Genomic DNA, 21,253 nt, shown 5'->3' on the forward strand with positions numbered 1-21,253 from the left:
TGATTCCTGAAAATTTCTTTCTTAGAGGAACGGGTTGCTGTGAAACCTTGCGGCTACGACTCTCAATCCTGTTCATGGGCCGCTGCGGCGAATAACGCCAGCATCTGCTCCAAGCTGGCTTGCTCTTCCGGCAGGAACGGTTCGGTAGCGGTCAGCATTTGCTCGATAAGTCTCGCCATATCCCGTATCTCGTGGGGGCGGCTACCCGCCAATAATGCGGGTATGGCAGCGATCGCCGCATCGAGGTCGAGGCGCATCAGCTTGGCTTGGCGTCGAAACAGTGCGCGGAAGGTGGTCATGTTGAAAGTAGCCAGGTAGTCCGGCTGTTGCATCTGGGCCGCGAGATTAGCCCGTCGCTCATCGGCTTCACCTTGAAAACGTCGGACAAAGAGCAGTGCACGAATAGCGGCTTCCAGCAGGCCGCCCTGATCGATCTCTGCGCGTAGGCGTTTGCTCTCCTCCGCGACGAAGGCACGATGCTCCGGCGAGACACCGGGATGCGGACGTGAGGGCTGGTCATCGGCGGCTAGCCCAGCTACGGCCTGTACCCAGGGGGACCCGTAGATCAGGTTGAATGTGCGCTCGTAAGTGTTATCACGCTGTATGCGCCAATGATCCAGCGCCGACACCAGGGCATCGGAGTAAGCTTGCTGCCATTGCACAAAGGGATTGTCACTGGCGACGGGGAGACGCGCTTCACGAATATGGCGTGCCTGCTCGGCCACCGTCGAGGCCAAGGGGTGCCGGCTCGACCAGCGTTCGTAGGCGATACGCAGTGGATGTACGCTCTGCAGCCAGTGGGCTAATGCAGGCGTGGACCGGGAGCGTACCCAGGGCTGAACGAACTGACGATAAAGCCCCAGGTTAATTCGTGATACCTGGTTGACAGCTGCAAATTTTCGGTCGTTTTCCTCGTCTGGCTGAACGATTGCGCGGACGTCTTCGACACGGCGAGCCTTGAACGACAATACGAAGTCGCCCTCGACCAGCTCGGCTTGTGGCATGTCCTCGGTCTTATCCTGAATCTCTGCTTGGTAGATACCGGCGGGCAGCACGTCGATTAAGTCTATGTTACTGGCGAATTTTTGGTGCTCCTTGCGGCCTACGCTGCCGGAAACAAAGATCCCCAGGTGGCCGATGTTGTCGTGTACTGCGTAGACAATGGTCTGGTCGTGACTGATCACTTCATCATCATCGCGGTAGAGGTCGGTGATCCAGCCAAGTGCCTGCGGAGGAGGGGAGATATTGTCGCTATTGGAACAGAACACCACGATCGGTGAGCGGATATTGCGTAAGTCCAGGCGGATTCCATCCGAGGTGACCAGCTCGGCGCTCGACAGACGGTTACCGATAAACAGGTTGTCAACGATATACTGCATTTCCACGGCATTGAGGAAGACATGGCCACCCCAGTATTTCTCAAAGCCTAGGTAGCGCGGCGCCTCGGTATCGATATTGGCGTACAGGTTGTACTGTTTGCCCCACAGGGTGTTGGCGGGGTTGAGATTTTCGAAGTTTTGTACCAAGTGGGCGCCGTCGAAGCGACCGTTGCCCAGATCGCTGGCCAGCGTAGTTGCCCAGCTGCCGCCGAGCAGACCACCAGCATAGCGCATGGGGTTCTTACCCGGCCCGCCGGCCCAGTACGATACTGGGGTGCCAGCGACAATGATGGGGCCAAACAGCTCGGGACGCAGGGCCGCGGCCATCAGTATCTGCCACCCGGCCTGGCAGTTGGCGACCACCGCAGGCTTGCCTTCGCTGTGTGGATGCAGCTCGGTGACCTTCTCAAGGAAAGCGATTTCTGCGCGCATTACGTCTTCGACGGTTTGACCCGGCTCGGGGTCGGGGCCAAAGCCGATAAAATAGCAGGGATGTCCGGCAGCAAGTGCGACGCCGACCTCGCTCTCAGCCTTGAAACCGCCAATGCCAGGGCCATGGCCAGCACGCGGGTCGACCACCACGAAGGGCCGCTTGTGAGGTTCTACAGGGACATCTTCCAATGCTGGAATTAGCGCCAGCCCATAGTTCACTGGGCGCGGTAGATCGCGACCTGAGACGACGACGTCATAGGCGAAGTCGAGCACATGCGGGGCGTCATCTTCCAGATGCTCCCGGTACTGGTCACCACGCTGACGCATCACATCAGCATAGAGTACCGCGCGTTGCCAAGCATCGGTCAAGTAATCCAGTGTAGCCGCCGCATAGCCCTGAGTCATGTCCAGTAGTGGCCACCTAGCAGGGCGTTGGGTGGGTTCATTAAGCGCTTTTACCATGGGATCTTCTCCTTTGTAAGAGAATAGTGCCGAGTGGGAGGGGCGATGTCCCGCTTCCGTTACGCGGGCCGCTTAGTACATATGCTGCCCGCCGTTCATCGCCACATTACTGCCGGTCATGAAACCAGCTTGTTCGCTACAGATGAAGGCGATCAATGTGGCTATCTCGTCCGGTTTGCCGAGCCGCCCAACCGGAATCTGGGAGATCACCTTCGACTCCAATACCTCCTTGGGTACCGCCATCACCATGCTGGTCTCTAGGTAGCCAGGAGAGACGGTGTTGACGGTAACGCCACGCTTCGCCACTTCCATGGCCAGCGACTTGGTGAAGCCATGAATGCCAGCCTTGGCAGCGGCGTAGTTGGTCTGGCCGAACTGGCCCTTGGAACCGTTGATCGAGGAGATATTGACGATACGCCCCCAGCCGCGCTCGGCCATTGCGTCGCAAAATGGCTGGGTCATATGGAACATCGAGTCCAGATTGGTACGCATCACCGCATCCCAGTCGACCTTTGTCAGTTTGCGGAAGGTGGCATCGCGGGTGATGCCAGCGTTATTGATCAGAATGTCGACAACGGTGCCTTCGGCCTCGATATCGCTTGCCAGTCGCTGACAATCGTCAAAGTTGGCCACATCGACGGCGTAGGCGGAGAAGTGGTAGCCCTTACTGGCCTGCTGCTGCAGCCACGTTTGGACATGGTCATTGTTGGGCGAGTGAGTGACCAGGACGTGATGTCCCGCATCGTGTAGTGTCCGCGCGATAGCTTCACCGAGGCCGCCCATGCCACCAGTTACAAGTGCTGTGTGTTGAGCTGTCATCCGTTCACTCTCCTTTTTTTGCTGTGTCTTGGGCGTCTGGTGTGCAGGTGTATAGCCAGTAGAGCGCTGGAGAGTTAGCACAGGTAGTGTCAAGCAAGGCTTTTGTCGTTTGAACCTGCCAACCTAATAGAGCTTCATACAGGCCCATTAGCAGAGCATTCTGTTTATCAAAGGACTGCTGTATGTATGTGCCCTTAGCGTAGGGTTGAGTGTCGAATATGTGCCACGCTTGCTGACTTTTCTGTGTCAGTTCCATCGTTTGATAACAAAGATCCTGATTGGCTTGAAAAAGCGCCAGAGGTAGGTTGATGTTGTGGTTCATTGTGTGCTCCTTCTGGTTTGTTGCGCGAATGGGCGCTGCTTTCCTCAGGCCATCTGGCTGATGGTCTTGCGAAAGCGAGTCAATGAGATGGTGAATAGCACGCTGCCAATTATCAGCAGCATCAGAAACTGACCCCAAACGACATCAATGCCGGCCCCACGGAATAGAATGGCCTGGCTCAGCTCGACGAAGTGTGTAGTGGGGGCGATGAGCATGATGTGCTGGACGAATTCGGGCATGCTTTCGCGTGGCGTAGCACTGCCCGAAAGCATTTGAAGCGGCATTAGAAATAAGATCATCAGCATGCCAAATTGAGGCATGCTGCGTGCCAGGGTGGCCAGGAAGATACCCATCGAGGTAGTAGCGAAAAGATGCAGTGCAGCACCTGCCAAAAACAGGGCGACCGACCCTTCTACCGGTACTTGCAGCAGGCCCCGTACAACGAAGGTTAGCGAGAGTGTCACGGCGATCAAGACGACCGCCCCCATCGACCATACCTTGGCCAGCATGATCTCCGTTGGGGTGACTGGCATGACCAGCAAGTGTTCGATGGTGCCGTGCTCACGCTCGCGGATCAGTGCGGCTCCGGTGAGTATGATGGAGAGCATCGTGACATTGTCGATGATTGACATTAGCGAGCCGAACCAGAACTGCTCCAGCCCGGGGTTGAAGCGTGCGCGCAGGGCCAGGTCGACAGTCGGTACGGCGCTCGCGCGGTACCGCTGGACGAACCCATTGATCTCGCCCATGACGATCTGCTGTACATAGTTATTGCCCGAGAAGGCCTGACTCATGCGGGTGGCGTCGATATTGAGCTGGAGGTCGGGCGTGCGTCCGGCCAGTACGTCACGCTGGAAGTTGGCGGGAACGACCAGCACAAAGGTGTAGTCCCCAGCATCCAGCCCTGCGTCCATTTCTGGAAACGAGATGATTGTCGGTTTCACAAATTGGGGAGGGTAGAAGGCCGAAGTGATCCGCGCGGAGAGCGGCGAGTCGTCTTCATCAACGATAGCGATAGGCGCGTTGTTCAGCGTCTCGGGCATCGCCGTGGCGGAGGTATAAACGGCGATACTAAACACGTAGACGATAAGCACCAGCATGATCGGGTCTCGCAGCAGGCTCCAGAACTCCTTGATGCCGAGACGAAAGATAGTGGCAATCTGGCGCATCTTAACGCTCCTGCTTTTTGAGTAGGATGATCGCCATTCCCATGATCACGGGAACCGACAACAGCATCGGTAAGAACGAACCGATGAGGTCGCGAAGGTCGAGTGCCTTGCTGAATACGCCGCGGCTGATGGTGAACATATGGCTTGCCGGGTAGATATTGCCGATGAATCGCCCGACACCGTCTAGTGACGAGACCGGGTCGGTCAGGCCTGAGAACTGAGTAGCGGGGATGAGGGTGCCGATCATGGCGAAAAACATGGCGGCGATCTGACTTTTGGTGATAGTGGATGCCAACAAACCCATCCCCGTAGCAATGATCGAGAACACTAGCGCCGAAAGTGCCAGCGTAGGGAAACTGCCGGTGATCGGCACGCCGAACAGCGTGATCGCAAGCCCGGTCATCAACAGAAAGTTGATCATTGCCAAGCCAATGTAGGGAATCTGCTTGCCGATTAGGAATTCGGCTCGGGTGACCGGGGTGACATAGAGGTTGATGATCGAGCCCATCTCTTTTTCACGTACTACCGACAGCGCGGTAAGCATTGCCGGGAGCATCAGTAACAGTAGTGGGATCACGGCAGGTACCATGGCCGGAAGGCTCTGGATATCAGGGTTGTAGCGGTAGCGGTTCTCGATGCTGGCCGCCATCGCGCTGGTCGCCATTCCAGACTGCCTTGCCTGCTCCTGTAGCCACTGCTGATGCATGCCCTGGACGTAGCCCTGCACGGTTTCAGCGCGCTGGGGCATGGCGCCATCGATCCAGGCCCCGATCGCCACGTTGCGTCCACGCATCACGTCACGTGCAAATCCCGGAGGTATCTCGATCGCCAGAGCCAGTTCCCCGCTGCGCATGCGGCGATCAAGCTCTTCATAGTCAGTCAGTGGGGGGCGCTTGATAAAATAGTGAGGGGCTCCAGAGAGATTCAGAGCGTAATTGTGGCTAAGCGAGGTTTGGTCACGGTCGAGGATGGCGTAGCTGAGATCCTCGACATCCATACTGATACCGAAACCAATCACAAACATCAAGATAAGCGAGCCGACCAGTGCCAGGGCCGCACGCACCGGGTCTCGGCGTAACTCCAGGGTTTCTCGCCACATATAGCTAAGCATGCGCTGCAGGCTGAAATGCTGGTGGCGTGGTGGTGGGGCAAGGTGAGTCTCTTCGACGATAGGGGGTAATTCTGTGGTAATGCTCACTTTCTGCGGAGTAGTTTGCGGCGCTGAACTCTCCTTATCTGCGCCTGCCTCGAGAAGATAGCCTATAAAGGCTTCTTCCAGTGTTGCCGCGCCACGTTTCTCGACCAGCGCCGCTGGCATGTCGCTATCGAGTACACGGCCTGAGTGCATCATCGACATGCGGTCGCAGCGCTCGGCCTCATTCATGAAGTGAGTGGAGATGAAGATGGTCACCCGATCCCGTCGCGACAGCTCGACCAGGAGGCGCCAGAAGTTGTCACGGGCGATCGGGTCGACACCTGAGGTAGGCTCGTCGAGTATCAATAGTTCGGGCTTGTGAACCATCGCGACTGCCAGCGATAGCCGCTGACGCACTCCCAGCGGTAGACTCTCCGGCAGGTCGTCGAGTACATGATCGAGCTCGAATCGCTTGACCATCTCGGCGACCCGGTCGGCGATGTCGTGCTTTGCAATCTGGAATAGACGCGCGTGTAGCAACAAGTTCTGGCGCACGGTGAGCTCGCCATACAATGAGAATGCTTGGGACATGTAGCCCACTCGTCGGCGGGTATCGATATCCCGTGGATCGACCTCCTGACCGAACAGCCAAGCCCGGCCTTCGCTGGCAGGCAGTAGGCCGGTGAGCATTTTCATGGTGGTTGACTTGCCGCAGCCGTTGGAGCCGAGGAAACCAAAGATTTCGCCGCGCCGGATGCGAAAGCTGACATGGTCGACGGCCACAAAATCGCCGAAACGCATGGTCAAGCCCTTGGCTTCGATGGCAATATCGGTCTCGGTATCGACTTCCAGCGGAGGGATATGCACAGGTTGATAGTCGCGTTTCTTCTCTTCTGGTAGCAGCGCGATATAGGCGCCGTCCAGCGAGTCGCTGGCGGTACGCTCAAGTAGCTCCTGCGCGGTGCCGGTGGCGAGTATGCGTCCTGCATCCATTACCACTAGCCAGTCAAAACGCTGGGCTTCGTCCATGTAGGCGGTGGCAACTATCACGCTCATCTGTGGCCGATCGACGCGGATGCGGGTGATCAAGTCCCAGAACTGGGCGCGGGCCAGCGGGTCGACGCCGGTGGTGGGTTCGTCAAGAATCAGCAGGTCGGGGTCATGAATCAGCGCACAGCACAACCCGAGCTTCTGCTTCATGCCGCCTGAGAGTTTTCCAGCGGGGCGCGCCAAGAACGAGTGTAGCCCGGTGCTGCGAGTCAGGTTGTCGATACGTCGGCGACGCTCACTGGCTCCGTGGCCGAACAGCCGGGCGAAGAACTGCAGATTCTCTTCAACGGAGAGGGTGGGATAGAGGTTTTTACCTAGCCCTTGGGGCATGTAGGCGATACATGGCCCTACGCGGCTCCGGTGCCGCTTGTCACGCATGTCGCCGCCTAGCACCGTAACCTCGCCCTCTTGCACTTTGCGAGCGCCAGCGAGTAACGCCAGCAGGCTGGATTTTCCGACACCATCTGGGCCGATCAACCCGATCATGCAGCCAGCTGGCAATTCCAGATTCAGTGCGTCAAGTGCGGTGATGCGCCCGTGACGCAATGTTAGCGCGCTGACGTGGGCGACAGAGTGTGTCTCATGGCTCATGGTGAAACATTGACCTTGAGATTGGCGGGCCAGCTGGCGTCATCCTCAAGCTTTAAGTAAGCCATACCGGGTAGGCCTGTCTTGACCTGACTGATGTGCTCGAGAAGCAGATCAGGATTTATCTGAGCACGAACTCGAAACATCAACTTTTCTCGTTCGCTCTCCGTTTCTACGGTTTTGGGGGTGAATTGTGCAATGCTGGCTACGAAGCTGACCCGGGCAGGAATCACATAGTCCGGCGCAGCATCTAGCACTAGGCGAACCTCGTCGCCGATGGCAACCCGGCCTGCCTCGCTAGTGGGCAAGAAGAATGTCATATAGACTTTGGTGAGGTCGACTAGGTTGAGTACCTTGCCTCCGGCACCCAACACCTCGCCTGGTTCGGCCACCCGGTACTGTACTCGGGCCAAGCGGTCAGTTTTCAGCTCGCTGTCCTCCAGGTCGGCCTCGATGCGCTGGATCGAGGCCTGGGTGGCTTCCACCTCTGACTCGGCTTCGATTACCTGGGATTCGGAAGCGCGGATAGCGGCTTGGGCGGAGAGCACCTGTGCATTGGCTGAAGCCAGGGCGGCCTGCTGGCTTTGGTAGTCGGCTAGGGTATCGTCGAATTGCTGGCGAGAGATGGCGTTTCGCTCTACCAATTCAGCCGAACGCTCGTATCGCTTTCGAGAGGCATTCAGTTCAGCTTGTCGCTGGTTGACTACAGCGCGTGCGGTTTCCAGCTCGCTCTGGCGCATGGCAACCATGGCTCGGGCTGTCTCTAGGGCGTTCTCGGCTCGGCGAGTTTGTGCTCTGGCCTGAGCTAGATCGGCCTCCAGGGTGGCGGTATCCATGCGGGCGACCACTTGGCCGACTTCGACGAACTCGCCTTCTTCGACCAATACCTCCTTAAGGCGGCCAGCGACACGGGTGGCGATATCGATCTCAGTGGCTTCGATGCGACCGTTGCCGCTTGAGATACCTTCGCTCGGGCCCTCTGGCTGCAGCTCCTGCCAAACTAGCCATGCCGCAATACTGATAACGGCAATAGCCACCAAGCCTTTGATCCTTTGACTTTTATTGCTTGACTTCATGATGTTGCATCCTTGGTTGGCAGTCGATTGCTTGGTTAACGTTACTTACTCAATTACTGCGCCGATGGGTTGGCTGACATGGCTAGGTAAAGTTGTCCTGGTTTCAAGCGGTATGCGCACCGCTAATTTCCTGCCAGATGTGGAGAGTTAGCTCTGAGCCCATTTTTGTGGTATGAGCTTGTATTGAAAAAAAGTTGGAGCGATCAGATTCGTCGCTAAACCCTGAGTGAACATAAGCAATTAGATTGTTGTTGCTATTATCTAATTATTTATAGTCCAGGTTTTGACTTGGATCAACTAAAAACCGACTAGTCGGTTTTTAGTTGATAAAATCTCCTTTCGTGCGGCTAAAAATGAAATGACTCTCCCCCCATTTTTGCAATCCATACTCATCGCAACGTCGAAAGCATCAAGCGAATGGGTAGGCCCAGGCTCACAGCTTAACCATGGATGCAAGATCAACTAGGTAGACACGCCCACATGGCATCACCAGGACATTGTCACCACTGCGTAGATCCATATGAAAGAGACGGCGTTCAGGCAAAATTTGAACGCTTTTCTGACGTCTGATGTTGGTTTGAATGAGAGCTGGCGGGTGTCGAGCTCTGAAATAGGTATGGGTGAATCGCCCCAGGTTTCGTAGACACCTCCAGGCCTTATACTGGACTGCCCTATGTTCTCCGGACACCCCTAGCCTATTATTTGAGCATAGGAGGGAGTGATGAGTAACCAACGATATTCACCCGAATTCAAAGACGAAGCGATCCGGCAGATCGTCGAAAGGGGATACCCAGTAACCGAGGTGTCGGAGCGGCTGGGCGTCTCTGCCCACAGCCTTCACAAATGGGTTAAGGCCTTTAAGCCGAGTAAATCCGACGAACAGGCCTCAGAGCTCAACAACGCAAAGAAGGAAATTCTTAAACTGCGCGCCCAGCTTCGACGAACTGAGAAGGAGCGAGATATATTAAAAAAGGCCGCTCGGTACTTCGCAAGCCAGCCCGAGTGAAGTACCGGTTTGTTGCAGACCACAGTGACGAGCTCCCAGTGCGCACCATGTGCAACCTGCTTGATATCTCGCGAAGCGGCTATTACGAATGGCGTTTCCGGCCCTTGTCCGACAGAGCTATCGAAGATGCTCGGCTCCTGCCTTTGATACATGCTTCTTACAGTGCCAGCTTTGGCGTCTATGGCTATCGGCGGATATCAATGGACCTGAAAGAGATTGGTGAATCGTGCGGTAAGCACAGAATCTATCGCATCATGAAGGCCCATAATATCAAAGCGATACACGGCTATAAAAAACCAAGAGTTGTGAACGGCCGCCCATCGATCCTGGCGCCTAATACGCTTAACCGGGAGTTTAAGGTGAGCACACCAGACACCGTTTGGGCAACCGACATTACCTACATCAGGACATGGCAAGGGTGGCTGTACCTGGCGGTTGTTTTGGATCTGTTCTCACGCAGAGTAGTGGGCTGGTCCATGAAGCCGACGCTAGCACGCGAGATCGTTTTAGACGCACTCATGATGGCTGTCTGGCGTCGCAAGCCTCGTAGTAGAGTACTGTTCACTCAGATCAAGGGTCTCAATATGGAAGCGACGACTGGAGACGATTCTGTCTTCACCACAATCTTGAACCCAGTATGAGTCGGCGCGGCAATTGCTGGGACAATGCTGTTGCGGAGGCATTTTTTAGTAGTTTGAAAAAAGAGCGAATTAAAAAACGCATCTACAAAACCAGAGATTTAGCTCGAGCAGATATCTTCGATTACATCGAAGTATTCTATAATCGAAATCGGCGCCACAGCCATCTGGGCGGCTTGAGCCCAGAGGCTTTCGAGATAGCCTTAGCGTGAGGCTTCGACGTGTCTAAAAACCTGGGGCACTCCAATATCCACTTTCGTGACAAGCGAGGCAATCAACAGCAGGCGACCTTATCGGTCAAGCATGCAGAGATGACAGTTTGTCCACCGATTGGAAAACAGAAAAAATACCCAAAACAGAAGCTTAGTATTATTTTTGCAGAAGAGAAAACCCGCCCGAAGGGCGCTCCCCTATCACCTGGAAGTTGGCCACTAACCTTCCCGTTGCCAATCACGCCGACGCAGTGCAAAAGCTTGTTTGGTATTCACGGCGTTGGAACATCGAGACCTTCTTCAAGACCTTGAAAACGGGCTGCCGGATTGAGGATATACGCCTCACCACAGCTGATCGACTCGCCAACTGCATTGCGCTCTGCTGTGTCGTGTCCTGGCGAATATCATGGTTGACTATACTGCAGCGCCAATCCTCAACGACCTCTCCTGCAGCTGTTTTTACGGATATTGAAAGAGCTCTTCTTGACCGATCCATGCCGTCAAACAGTCAAGGCACACGACGCGATATAGCTTTTTATATAACCGCTGTTGCTCGCCTGGGTGGTTATCTGGATCGCTCAAGTGATCCTCTCCCTGGACGGACTGTTCTATGGCGAGGCTTCATCCGCTTAGCAGATCTCGTTGCTGGATTCCAAGCTGCCAATGCAGATGCATCATCGACTTGTGGGTAATTGCAAGTCCACAAAACCCATCTACCCAAGCTAATTTCATCTATTCACACTACTGGTCTCTCGTTGGTTTTGGAGATCATCATGACCTGAGAAATCAATCCCACTCGCGCCTTTTGGCTTGGCTATCTTTACTGTGCATCGGCGCTGAAAATACCTTTAAGTGATTACGCCGCCTCACAGGTGTTAACCCTCACCGATCCGCTGACATGGGAGAAGCGGCTAAGTGTGCAAGGGCTGCCGGTGCCACCACGCTGACGTCCCGCCCGGTTTGTAGCGGTGGAAATGGCGATATGATTAGCTCAAGTGCCGACCTAAAAGTGTACTTGTGCAGCGACCCCGTGGATATGAGTAAACAAATCGATGGCTTGGCTTTGCTTGTTCAGGAAGCCATGGCGCCAAATCCGTTCGATAAGGCGCTGTTTGTTTTCGGCAACCGTCAACGCGATAAGGTGAAGTTTCTGGCCTTGGATCTTTGGGGGGCTGCGCCATCGATTACGTTGAGGCCTATAAGTGGTTGATCGTTCCTCTGACGGTGATCTACTTCGTAGCCGCTACGATTTGGACGCGGAATCGGCGCGAAATCATCGCCGAGTAAGCCATTTTCTATCTCAACATTGTTTTGTCAGTTGCAGACGGCTCGATAGTTAAGGCGGTAAAAGAGCTTGTCGATCAGCACGACAGGTTGGCTTATGAAATACGGTCAGTCATATGGCGGATTTGTGACACAATTGCTTGAAAATATAAGGCTTTTAACAACCCTGGCAGAGTTTCAGTTTTTCGCAAAATGAAAATAACATTTTATTCCGTGAGCTTCCAAGGCTGCGGCAGGCGTCCTATGCTCTCTTTAGCTCAACGGTGTCAATTTGCTATGACATCTATTCGTGATCAGGTCTCGGTAAGCCTAACGTTAGCCGCGTCCAGACAGCCATAAGATGATTTATCAGGAGACTCGGCTATGAGAGAACAAGACATTGAGCTGGTGGCGTCATACTTCACGATCTCAGGCGACGTTTATCCGTCAGCACCATCCGAGGTTAGCCCGCATGCGCTTCAGAATCGGATCGAAGCCGCGGCACGAGCGGGATATAAGGGAATAGGCCTCCTGCTTCAGGACCTACAGGCCGCCAAAAACCAATATGGCATGTCAAGTATCCGATACATGCTGGATGAGCATGGTATGAAGCATATCCATCTTGAGTTCCTTGTGGACTGGTACCTAGGTGGTAAAGAGCGGGTTGCCTCTGACAAGTATCGCCACGAGATACTAACTGCAGCCCAGGCTCTGGGAGCCGAGACGGTCAAGGTGGGGCCCAGCATCCAGGAGACCCGGCAGGCCGACGTCCCACGTATGGCCGACGCCTTTGCTGGCCTTTGCCAAGACGCGGCTCCTTACGGTGTCAATATCGCCTTCGAGTTTCTGCCGTTCAGCAATGTGAGTCAGATTGATACGGCGCTCGCCATTGTTGAGGGTGCCAACCAGCCTAATGGCGGTTTGTTGCTGGATATCTGGCATATCAAGCGGGGAGGTATGGGGTTCGAGGAGATTCGCAAGGTACCGTTACGATTCATCAAGGCCGTAGAGGTCAACGATGCCTCAAGTAAACCCTTGCCGTCACTGTTCGAGGATTCCACCCACCATCGCCGTTTATGCGGAGAGGGCGATCTGGACGTGCCAGCCTTCCTTCAAGCGATACAGGAAGCTGGCTATCGGGGTCCTTACGGTGTCGAAGTTCTGTCCAGGGAGTTTCGCCAGCGGCCGCTGGAGGAGATGGCCCGGGAGTCGTACGACACCACTATGCAGCAATTTGTAAAGATAACCGAGCGGTAGGCGAGTGGATGCCGAGCCTCTCATCCATGTCCTAATCAATATTTCATTTCCAACAACATTGCGAGGAGTCTCATGAAAATTGCCCTGATTGGCGCTGGACGTATCGGCAAGGTGCATGCCGAAGCCATTGCTGCCCAACCAGAGATCACTCTGGCCGCGGTGACCGATTTTCATCGCCCGGCGGCCGAGGAATTGGCCGAACGGTATGGTAGCCGAGTGATGGATGCCGAGGAGGTGTTTGCCTCGCCCGATATAGATGCCGTGTTGATTGCCTCGAGCACTCCGACTCATGCGGACTATCTCGAGCAAGCGGCGCGTAGCGGCAAGGCGATCTTGTGTGAAAAGCCGATTGACTTGGATTTGGCGCGGACTCGAGAAGCCCTTAAGGTGCTGGCTGAGCATCCGGTGACTTGTGCGCTTGGTTTCAACCGTCGTCATGATCCGCAGTTCGCCGCTCTCAAACATGGACTCGAAGAGGGGCGTATCGGCACGCTGGAGACCCTGACCATCATCAGCCGCGATCCTGCGCCTCCGCTGGCCGAGTATGTTGCAGCATCGGGGGGACTGTTTCGCGATATGATGATTCACGACTTCGACATGGCACGCTGGCTGCTGAATGAACCGATCACGCATATCCAGGCCGCCGGCAGCTGCCTCATTGATCAGGACATCGGTGATGCGGGAGACATCGATACCGCCATGGTCACCCTGACTACGTCGAGTGGGCGGTTGTGCCATATCAATAATTCACGTCGCGCCTGTTACGGCTACGATCAGCGCATCGAAGCCTTCGGGAGCTCCGGCATGCTCCAGGCGCAGAACGAGAGTGAGACACGGCTACGCTTCACCGGTGAGCTTGGCGAAGTCGAGGAGAAGCCGAAGTGGTTTTTCCTGCAGCGCTATGCCGAAGCCTATGGACGAGAAATCGTGGATTTTGCCCGGGCCTGGCGCGAACAAAGCGAGCCCCTGGCATCCGCCGAGGACGGACTTGAGGCGCTTCGGTTGGCCGAAGCTGCCGAACTATCACTTCGCGAGGGTCGTCGTGTGGCACTAAATGAAATTCTCTGAATAGAAAAGCGATCAAGACAACATGCGAATGTGGCGTCCCAGCACGGATGCACGATTTCCCTCAAAACACGATAGTTTCCTCCCTTCCGGCGTGCCTTACCGACTCGGCGCTTCATTCAGGTCAGGTGGCTGTGTGCGTCGGCTTTTTCTGGAGCCACTGATGGCAAAAGACAAGTTCATTTACAGTGCTCAACCCGCTCGGGTGATTTTCGGCAAAGATTCGCTGCAAGAGTTAGCAAGTGAAATCGAGCGTCTCGGAGCACATCGTGCGCTCGTTCTGTGTACCCCTGATCAGCGGAAGCAGGCCGAACACGTTGCCGATCTACTGGGTTCTCGGGCGGCGGGAATCTTCGACAAGGCCGTCATGCACGTGCCGATTGAAACGGCCCGTGAGGCTCAAAAAGTGGCCAAGCAGCTGCAGGCTGACTGTGCCGTGGCCATTGGTGGCGGATCGACGACAGGACTTGGCAAGGCCATTGCCATGGAGTCCGAACTGCCGATCCTGGCGATCCCGACCACGTATGCGGGATCCGAAATGACGCCGGTCTATGGTTTGACCGAACAGGGGCTGAAAAGGACCGGCAAGGACCCGCGAGTTCTACCCAAGACAGTCATCTATGATCCTAGCCTGACTCTGAGCCTGCCGATCGAGCTGTCGATCACCAGTGGCATGAATGCAATTGCCCATGCTGCCGAAGGTCTCTATGCCCAGGATGGTAATCCGGTAATGTCATTGATGGCCGAAGAAGGCATTCGGTCGATGGCGCAGGGACTAACGGCGCTTGTGAGTAATGCTGATGACTACGCTGCACGCAGCGATTGCTTGTATGGTGCCTGGCTCTGCGGCACAGTGCTGGGGCATGTGGGCATGGCGTTGCACCACAAACTCTGCCATACGTTGGGGGGTAGTTTCAATTTACCTCATGCTCCGACCCACACTGTGGTGTTGCCCCACGCCATCGCGTTCAATGCCGAGGCCGCACCGGAAGCGGCAAGGCGCATAGCCAGAGCATTGGGCAACGAGCAATCCTCGCCAGGGGCAGCACTTTACGATCTTGCAAAGCGCCTGGGTGCGCCCTTGAAGCTGAGTGAATTGGGACTAACTGAAACCGACTTGGATCGCGCTACGGACATTGCTCTCGCCAATCCTTACTGGAACCCTCGTCCAATAGAGCGCGAGGGTATTCGGAAACTGTTGCAGGATGCCTTCGAGGGAGTCCGACCATCATAAAGATGAGAGCCCGGCACGCCTGTAACCTAGGCGTGCCTCTGCGACTCATAGCGTGTTCCAGTTTCCCTCAAAGCCTTTCTTGCGGAAGTCTTCCAGAAGGAAATCAATGAACAGGCGTGTCTTGGCGGGCATATAGCGTCGTTCTTGAAAAGCGATGTTAATGATTAGCTTGGGAAGGTGCCAGTCTTGTAAAACGGGAATAAGCCGTCCTGCAACTAGATCGTCATAGATAACGTACATCGGCTGTACGAGAATGCCAAGGCCCGCGAGAGCAGCTGAGCGGATTATCTGTCCATCATTACTTTCAAGTATGGGCTCAATATTTACCGAGGCCTTGTCGCTACCACGACTAAAATTGAGACGATAAGGGTTGTAAGCATGACTATAAACTATCATGTCATGATGACTAAGTTTATCTACTTTTTTAGGGGCCCCTCTGCGGCGCAAATACTCGGGTGAAGCGGCAAGCACACGCCGATTCTCTGCGAGTCGCCGAACCGTTATATTGGAGTCTGGCTCGAATTCTCGAGTACGTATGGCAAGGTCGATCCCACTATCCATGATGTCGTAGTAACGGTTTGCGCCTACGATATGAATCTTGATTCTTGGGTAACGCTTCTTGAACTCAGGTAGCAGTGGTGCGATATGTAGTTTTGAGAATGAAATAGACGCCGTAACGGTAAGAGTTCCTGTTGGCTCTACGACGGATGAGTTAACGGCGGCTTCCGCTTCGTGATATTCGTTCAATAAATTCTTACTGCGCTGATAAAAGTCATGACCGATCTTAGTCAGTGATAAGCGACGAGTGTTGCGCTCCAGTAAACGGACTTTCAGTCTAGATTCCAGCGAATTTAAATGTCGTGTGGCACTGGCATTGGAAATATCGAGAAGCTCGGCGGCTTTGGACAATGTGCCTAGATCCACTGCATGAACAAAAAGCTCAAGCTCGGTTATTCTGTCCATTATGTGGGCTCTCCATTTTTAAAGCAGTTTTTCCGTATAGAAAAAGCCTTTTTCAATAACGATGTTTTGTTAGATCGGGCTGTTATCTATTATTTAATGAAAAGGTATTTTGGGTAATATTAATTTGAAGGAGGAATAATGCAAAACTTAAACGAAAGAACCATTACACAAGCTGTTTTGAAAAGCAACGAAAGAACCGGCGATGACCGTCTTCAAGAGATAATGGGCAGCCTTGTGCGGCAACTGCACGCGTTCGCCCGTGAGGTCAACCTTACCGAAGAAGAGTGGCAGTATGGTATTGAGTTTCTGACATCAGTCGGGCAGATATGCAGTCCGAGTCGCCAGGAGTTCATTCTCTTGTCAGACACCTTAGGGCTATCGACGTTAGTCATTGCGCAGAATCACAAAAAGCCTGCAGGATGCACAGAGGCCACCGTTTTCGGTCCTTTCCATGTGGAGGGGGCCCCTCATTACAAACTAGGCGACGATATCAGCAATGGTATGACAGGGGAGCCATGGTATGTTCGAGGCAAGATAATTAACCAAAAGGGTGATCGCATTCCAAATGCCAGAATTGAAGTCTGGCAGGCAGACGATGCTGGTTTCTATGATGTGCAGTCATCCAACCTAGAAGAATACCAGGGACGTGGAGTACTGAACGCCGATGAGCAGGGAAACTATTATTTTAAGTCGATCATACCCGAGGCCTATCCGATTCCTCATGACGGACCAGTGGGACAAATGCTGGAGGCCTTGAATCGACACCCATGGCGCCCCGCTCATTTGCACTTCATGATCACAGCTCCCGGTTATGAGCGCCTCGTAACACACGTTTTTCGTGAAGGGGGCGACTATCTGGATTCCGATGCTGTGTTTGGCGTCCGCTCATCGCTCATCGCCAATTGGATCCGCCATGAAAAAGGTATAACACCTTACGGTAATCATTCCGACATCCCATTTTATACCATGGATTTCGATTTCGTATTAAATACTGAAGCCGAGTAAAGGCTCTTTTCTTGGCCCGATGTGCGAAGGCGCTGTCGAGCCTTTTTCAAGTAGAGGGAAATGCGGATGAGTACTGTAAAGCATATCGTCATGTGGGACGTCAAGGGTGAGACTGATCATGAAAGGCGCCGACATATTGAATTGCTGAAGACAGCATTCGAGGGTCTAAAGGGAAAAATACCGGGTATGAGAGTGATTGAGATAGGTGTGGATGTTAGCAATATTGATTATGCTTGCGACGTGGTGCTGTATTCCGAGTTCGATTCTTTGGATGCACTAAAAAGCTATGCTTCACACCCAGAGCATTTGCGTGTGAGTAAAGAATTAGACGGCATGCGTATCGCAAGGCATCAAGTTGACTATGCGGTTTAAAAGGGGCTTATATTCTCCAAGGAGCTTGCCTTCCAACGGTTGCTGTAGGCCGCCAAGGTTGGTCGCTATCGGGGCCCGCTGGTGAGGTGTATTCTTATTCCCAAGAGAGATAGGCGAACCACTTGGCCGAACAGAACTCGCATCTTAAAGACAAGATCCTGCAGTGTGCCGGTTGGCCCTGCTGGATCCCTCCTACGAGCATGATTTCCTTGACTGCTTGCTCAGGGCAAACAGACGATTAATATAGTATGGGATGGCCTATAGAGAATGGCGTTGGCTGTGTCACCGTCTTGGACATTCAGGCTTTCTTCGACACGATCAATCATCCATCTGCACCTGAGAGCGTAACTTCAGCGTAAGCGTTCATTTCGCGACATAATTGATTTACTTTACGTCATGCAGCGTCTTAATAACTCCAGCTTGACCTTGTATTGTTGGGTACTCCCCTCAGTCAACACGATGATGCTCCTGCTGTTGATCTTGATGACGATCCCCAACACCGGCTTTTCGCGGCACTCGCAGGTCACTTTCAAGCGGATCCGCAATTGACTCAGAGCTCTTAGACTTTTCTGGTTCCGCAGTTTATCAATGAGCTGGCAGATAGTCTGATTCAGCCGACGTTTTCCTCTGCTTGAATAGCGCGCTACACATTAGAGCCGGGTTCTATAGATAACAAGATTGAACATGAAGAAGCTTTTCAGTGAAGAACAGATCATTGGTTCCCGGGCGAAGCCGAAGTAGGGCGATCCATCAAGGAGATATACCATCGGCACGGTTTCTCGGGAGCTAGTTGTTATCTTTGGCGCAGCAATTCTGGCGGAATGAGCTTACCGGATGCTAAACGACTCAAAGAACTCGAAACCGAAAATACGCGATTAAAGCAGCTGCTCGCTGATTCGCTACTGGAGATGGATGATCTTACCCAGCAACAGTGGACACTCGTTTAAGCGATCATTCGGACTTCAAACGCCTCTGGGCTGATCATCCCTATAGCACTGTGCCGTCGTTGCTTGTTGTAGTCCAGTTCGATGTATTCAAACACCTGGCGTCTCATCATATCTCGCGTTTTAAAGTTCTCGCCGTGGATCGCTTCCACCTTGAGGCTGTGAAAGAAGCTTTCGGCACAGGCGTTATCATAACAGTTGCCTTTCGCGCTCATACTGCACTTGAGTTCATGTCGCGTCAGTAGCGACTGATACAGCGTCGAACAGTACTGACCACCTCGATCTGAATGGACGATCACGCCTGTTGGCATTTTACGTTTCCATAGCGCCATTTGTAGTGCATCACAGACAAGATCTGCCGTCATACGCTCGCTCATTGCCCAACCAACGACTTTGCGAGAGTAAAGATCAATTAGCACAGCAAGATAAAGCCAACCTTCACCCGTCGCCAAGTAGGTGATATCACCCACCCACTTTTGATTAGGGGCTGAAGCCCTGAAGTCTTGCTCTAGCAGGTTTGGCGCAACAGGTAGCGAATGTCGAGAGTTTGTGGTGGCCTTGAACTTACGGGCAGCTTTAGCACGCAGGCCTTGTCGCTGTAAGCTGGCAGCCACGGTCTTGCGATTCACCGGTATTCCGTCATCTTGCAGGTCTAGAGCTAATCTCGGGGCGCCTGAGCGGCCTTTACGTTGGTGAAACGCCGCAGCCACACGCTTATCGAGAACGGCTTGCTGGCTGCGCTTTAGAGACAGACCTCCTTCGCGCTGTCGCCAAGCGTAGTAGCCGCTTCGAGCGACCCCAACAACATGGCACATGCGCTGAACACTGAAAGCCTGGCGATGACGATGGATAAAGGCGTACTTCACTTCAGGCTCTTCGCAAAGTACACCGCGGCCTTTTTTGTGATGGCCAGCTCCTCATTGGCTTCGGCTAACTGTCGCTTCAGGCGAGCGTTTTCTTCTGCTAGTGACCGCTCTCGCTCCGATGTATCTTGTTGTTGCTGAACCTTAGAACGCCACTGATAAAGCTGACTCGAATGTAGACCCAATTCACGAGCCGCTGCAGCAACGCCAATGCGATCAGCGAGTGCTAACGCTTCTTGCCGGTAAGCTTCTGAGTAACGGGTATAGGATTTTTTCTTCATTGATGTCGTCGATCTTGCCATGGTCCACCTCACTGCAGTGTATTACATTCTTGAGATGTCCATCGTTACTGGGCAAGATCAGGAGATCGCTAGCGAGTCGGTGAAAAAAATGGTGAGCACCCCAGCACACTGATACGTGGTGCGTGTGAAATCTCGCTCGGCTTAAGTGAGTGTCGAGGGCTCCTTGTCATCTTCATGAGTGCCGGTACGTTGCGCTATTAACCCGCCCCTGACTGCGATGAGACATTGCGTGAACGTGTATTGGTATCGCGTCGCTACGAGGCTGGCTTGATCTGCATGAAACTGCGTCAACTCGGAGAGCAGGTCAATTATAAGTGTGTTGAGCTCCTCTACCTGACTTCAACGCAATCGCAATAAGGTTCCCATGGCTGATCGAAAGCAGCTGGGCACTCTTTGTACCGTCCAGCAGGTCTGGTCAATGAATTTTGTGTTTGATCGTACCGCCGACAGGCGCGTGATAAAGAACCCCACTGTTGTCGACGAAGCTGCCCATGAAGCCGTGACCATCGTGCCCTAGCGTGCTATTGGTGTGTTGTTTTTAACGTGAATTTTGGATCAACTGGCCTTACAACGTTGGCTACCTAAGGAAGGTCTGAATAATTACCGATATTCGTCAACGCTCACTTGAGCTGATAAAAAATTGCAAATTTAGGCACTATTTTCCCGTTCTTTGTGCATTTTTTGCCCGTTAACCGCTCATTAAGCGGAAAACGGGCGCAATAGCCCTATTCCCACAGGTATTTTTCACTGATCAGCAGGTTGCTGAACGCCGCCAGCAGGTGCAGGCGCTGGGTGTTTTTAGCAAGACCACGATAGCGAACCTTGCCATAACCAAAGACTTGCTTGATGTACCGAAAAGGGTGCTCCACCTTGGCTCGGATGCTGGCTTTGATCTTTTCGACTTTCTGTTGCTTGGCATCCAACTTCTTTCGCGTGCCAGGCCGTCTGGCAATATACCAAGAGACGTCGCAGCGGTGATGGAGCTCGTCTCGCTTTTGAATGCCCAGGTAACCGGCATCACCGAAGACGCGCTGCTCTTCACCGTGAAGCAGCTTATCGGCAGGCACAATGTCATGCACATTAGCAGCCGTGGTGTCGATGCTGTGAATCAACCCAAGTTTGTCGTCGACACCTATGTGCATTTTCATACCAAAGTGCCAGGAGCCACCTTTTTTAGTCTGGTGCATCTCCGGATCGCGCTTGCCATGTTTGTTTTTGGTAGAACTAGGCGCAGAAATGATAGTGGCATCAACAATGCTGCCTTCGCGCAACATTAGGCCGTTTTTCGTCAGGTGTTTGTTCACTTCCTGGAACAGCACCTTGCCAAGGCTGTGTCGTTCTAGAAAATGACGAAACTTGAGAATCGTCGTTTCGTCCGGCAATCGGTCTAGCTTCAAACCGGCGAAATGCCTCATGGACTCGATCTCGTAGAGAGCATCTTCCATTGACGGATCGCTCAAGTTGTAGAACAACTGCATACAGTGAACTCGAAGCATGGCAGACAATGGATACGGAGGCCGCCCGCTCTCGCCCTTGGGGTAATAACGGGCTACCTTCTTCTCCAGCTGCGTCCAGGGGATCAGCTTGTCCATCCGCTCCAGAAAGAGTTCGCGGCGAGTCTTTCGCTTTTTGTTCTGGTACTCGGCTTCGGAGAAGGTGATCTGATCCATGGCAGCACTGAACCCTATGCAGTTGAC

The 21,253-nt window shown here is 53.7% G+C and carries 18 protein-coding genes and 2 pseudogenes; 11 read left to right on the forward strand and 9 right to left on the reverse strand.

The window, feature by feature from the left end:
- Window positions 1–62 precede the first annotated feature (62 nt).
- The 6 genes from U738_RS00345 to U738_RS00370 form a co-directional block, all read right to left on the reverse strand.
- Window positions 63–2,273 (reverse strand): DUF3141 domain-containing protein, encoded by a 2,211-nt coding sequence (locus U738_RS00345; RefSeq protein ID WP_081899001.1) that lies wholly within the window; start codon window positions 2,271–2,273, stop codon window positions 63–65.
- A gap of 72 nt (window positions 2,274–2,345) precedes the next feature.
- Complete coding sequence (phbB, locus tag U738_RS00350; RefSeq protein ID WP_035576472.1) at window positions 2,346–3,092, reverse strand: acetoacetyl-CoA reductase; 747 nt, start codon at window positions 3,090–3,092, stop codon at window positions 2,346–2,348.
- Between the two features lie 4 nt (window positions 3,093–3,096).
- A complete protein-coding gene (locus U738_RS00355) occupies window positions 3,097–3,414 on the reverse strand; it encodes a hypothetical protein (RefSeq protein WP_035576473.1) in 318 nt (105 codons plus the stop codon).
- Between the two features lie 44 nt (window positions 3,415–3,458).
- Window positions 3,459–4,514 (reverse strand): ABC transporter permease, encoded by a 1,056-nt coding sequence (locus U738_RS00360; protein WP_442905666.1) that lies wholly within the window; start codon window positions 4,512–4,514, stop codon window positions 3,459–3,461.
- Window positions 4,515–4,584: 70 nt separating this feature from the next.
- Window positions 4,585–7,359, reverse strand: coding sequence for a ribosome-associated ATPase/putative transporter RbbA (rbbA, locus tag U738_RS00365; protein ID WP_035576475.1), 2,775 nt, complete (start codon window positions 7,357–7,359; stop codon window positions 4,585–4,587).
- On the reverse strand, window positions 7,356–8,432 hold the full coding sequence (locus U738_RS00370) for an HlyD family secretion protein (RefSeq protein ID WP_035576476.1): 1,077 nt from the start codon (window positions 8,430–8,432) through the stop codon (window positions 7,356–7,358). Before U738_RS00370 ends, rbbA begins: the two co-directional genes overlap by 4 nt.
- A gap of 721 nt (window positions 8,433–9,153) precedes the next feature.
- Between U738_RS00370 and U738_RS00380 the strand changes: the two are divergent.
- The 7 genes and pseudogenes from U738_RS00380 to U738_RS00400 all read left to right on the forward strand — a co-directional run bounded on the left by U738_RS00380 (window position 9,154) and on the right by U738_RS00400 (window position 15,107).
- Window positions 9,154–10,288, forward strand: a pseudogene (locus U738_RS00380) (IS3 family transposase).
- Window positions 10,289–10,297: 9 nt separating this feature from the next.
- Window positions 10,298–10,600: a hypothetical protein gene (locus U738_RS23375; protein WP_152561114.1), complete on the forward strand. Its 303-nt coding sequence runs from the start codon at window positions 10,298–10,300 to the stop codon at window positions 10,598–10,600.
- The gene (locus tag U738_RS23765) at window positions 10,540–10,980 is read left to right on the forward strand and encodes a transposase (protein WP_161786287.1); all 441 of its coding nucleotides are present in this window, start codon (window positions 10,540–10,542) and stop codon (window positions 10,978–10,980) included. The genes U738_RS23375 and U738_RS23765 overlap by 61 nt, the downstream gene beginning before the upstream one ends.
- 290 nt (window positions 10,981–11,270) lie before the next feature.
- Window positions 11,271–11,498: an IS66 family insertion sequence element accessory protein TnpB gene (tnpB, locus tag U738_RS22800; protein WP_161786288.1), complete on the forward strand. Its 228-nt coding sequence runs from the start codon at window positions 11,271–11,273 to the stop codon at window positions 11,496–11,498.
- A gap of 437 nt (window positions 11,499–11,935) precedes the next feature.
- A complete protein-coding gene (locus tag U738_RS00390) occupies window positions 11,936–12,808 on the forward strand; it encodes a sugar phosphate isomerase/epimerase family protein (RefSeq protein ID WP_035576478.1) in 873 nt (290 codons plus the stop codon).
- A gap of 72 nt (window positions 12,809–12,880) precedes the next feature.
- On the forward strand, window positions 12,881–13,876 hold the full coding sequence (iolG, locus tag U738_RS00395) for an inositol 2-dehydrogenase (protein WP_035576479.1): 996 nt from the start codon (window positions 12,881–12,883) through the stop codon (window positions 13,874–13,876).
- 160 nt (window positions 13,877–14,036) lie between these two features.
- Complete coding sequence (locus U738_RS00400; RefSeq protein WP_035576480.1) at window positions 14,037–15,107, forward strand: maleylacetate reductase; 1,071 nt, start codon at window positions 14,037–14,039, stop codon at window positions 15,105–15,107.
- 45 nt (window positions 15,108–15,152) lie between these two features.
- Here U738_RS00400 and U738_RS00405 read toward each other — a convergent pair whose 3' ends face one another.
- Window positions 15,153–16,070 carry a LysR family transcriptional regulator gene (locus U738_RS00405; protein WP_035576481.1) on the reverse strand — a complete coding sequence of 306 codons (918 nt, stop codon included), beginning with the start codon at window positions 16,068–16,070 and terminating at the stop codon, window positions 15,153–15,155.
- Window positions 16,071–16,208: 138 nt separating this feature from the next.
- On the opposite strand from U738_RS00405, the gene U738_RS00410 reads away from it, so the two are divergent.
- From U738_RS00410 to U738_RS00420, 3 genes and pseudogenes are all read left to right on the forward strand, one after another.
- The gene (locus tag U738_RS00410) at window positions 16,209–17,075 is read left to right on the forward strand and encodes an intradiol ring-cleavage dioxygenase (RefSeq protein ID WP_035576482.1); all 867 of its coding nucleotides are present in this window, start codon (window positions 16,209–16,211) and stop codon (window positions 17,073–17,075) included.
- A 66-nt stretch (window positions 17,076–17,141) separates the two neighbouring features.
- Entirely contained in the window at window positions 17,142–17,447 is a 306-nt protein-coding gene (locus U738_RS00415; RefSeq protein ID WP_035576483.1) for a Dabb family protein, read from the forward strand.
- A gap of 684 nt (window positions 17,448–18,131) precedes the next feature.
- Window positions 18,132–18,361 (forward strand): annotated as a pseudogene (locus U738_RS00420) (transposase); the annotation flags it as partial.
- Window positions 18,362–18,390: 29 nt separating this feature from the next.
- Here U738_RS00420 and U738_RS00425 read toward each other — a convergent pair.
- Window positions 18,391–19,556, reverse strand: a protein-coding gene (locus U738_RS00425; protein ID WP_092490829.1) for an IS3 family transposase whose coding sequence is annotated in 2 segments (ribosomal slippage) — window positions 18,391–19,295 and window positions 19,295–19,556 — 1,167 coding nt in all. Because the reading frame shifts where the segments join, the coding sequence is not laid out codon by codon here.
- 364 nt (window positions 19,557–19,920) lie between these two features.
- Between U738_RS00425 and U738_RS23305 the strand changes: the two genes are divergently transcribed.
- A complete protein-coding gene (locus U738_RS23305; RefSeq protein WP_161786289.1) occupies window positions 19,921–20,073 on the forward strand; it encodes a hypothetical protein in 153 nt (50 codons plus the stop codon).
- Window positions 20,074–20,281: 208 nt separating this feature from the next.
- Here the strand turns inward: U738_RS23305 and U738_RS00440 are convergent, their stop codons facing one another.
- On the reverse strand, window positions 20,282–21,226 hold the full coding sequence (locus U738_RS00440; protein ID WP_035576486.1) for an IS5 family transposase: 945 nt from the start codon (window positions 21,224–21,226) through the stop codon (window positions 20,282–20,284).
- Window positions 21,227–21,253 lie beyond the last annotated feature (27 nt).

The organism is Halomonas sp. TG39a (assembly GCF_000744395.1).
Classification (GTDB): domain Bacteria; phylum Pseudomonadota; class Gammaproteobacteria; order Pseudomonadales; family Halomonadaceae; genus Vreelandella; species Vreelandella ventosae_B.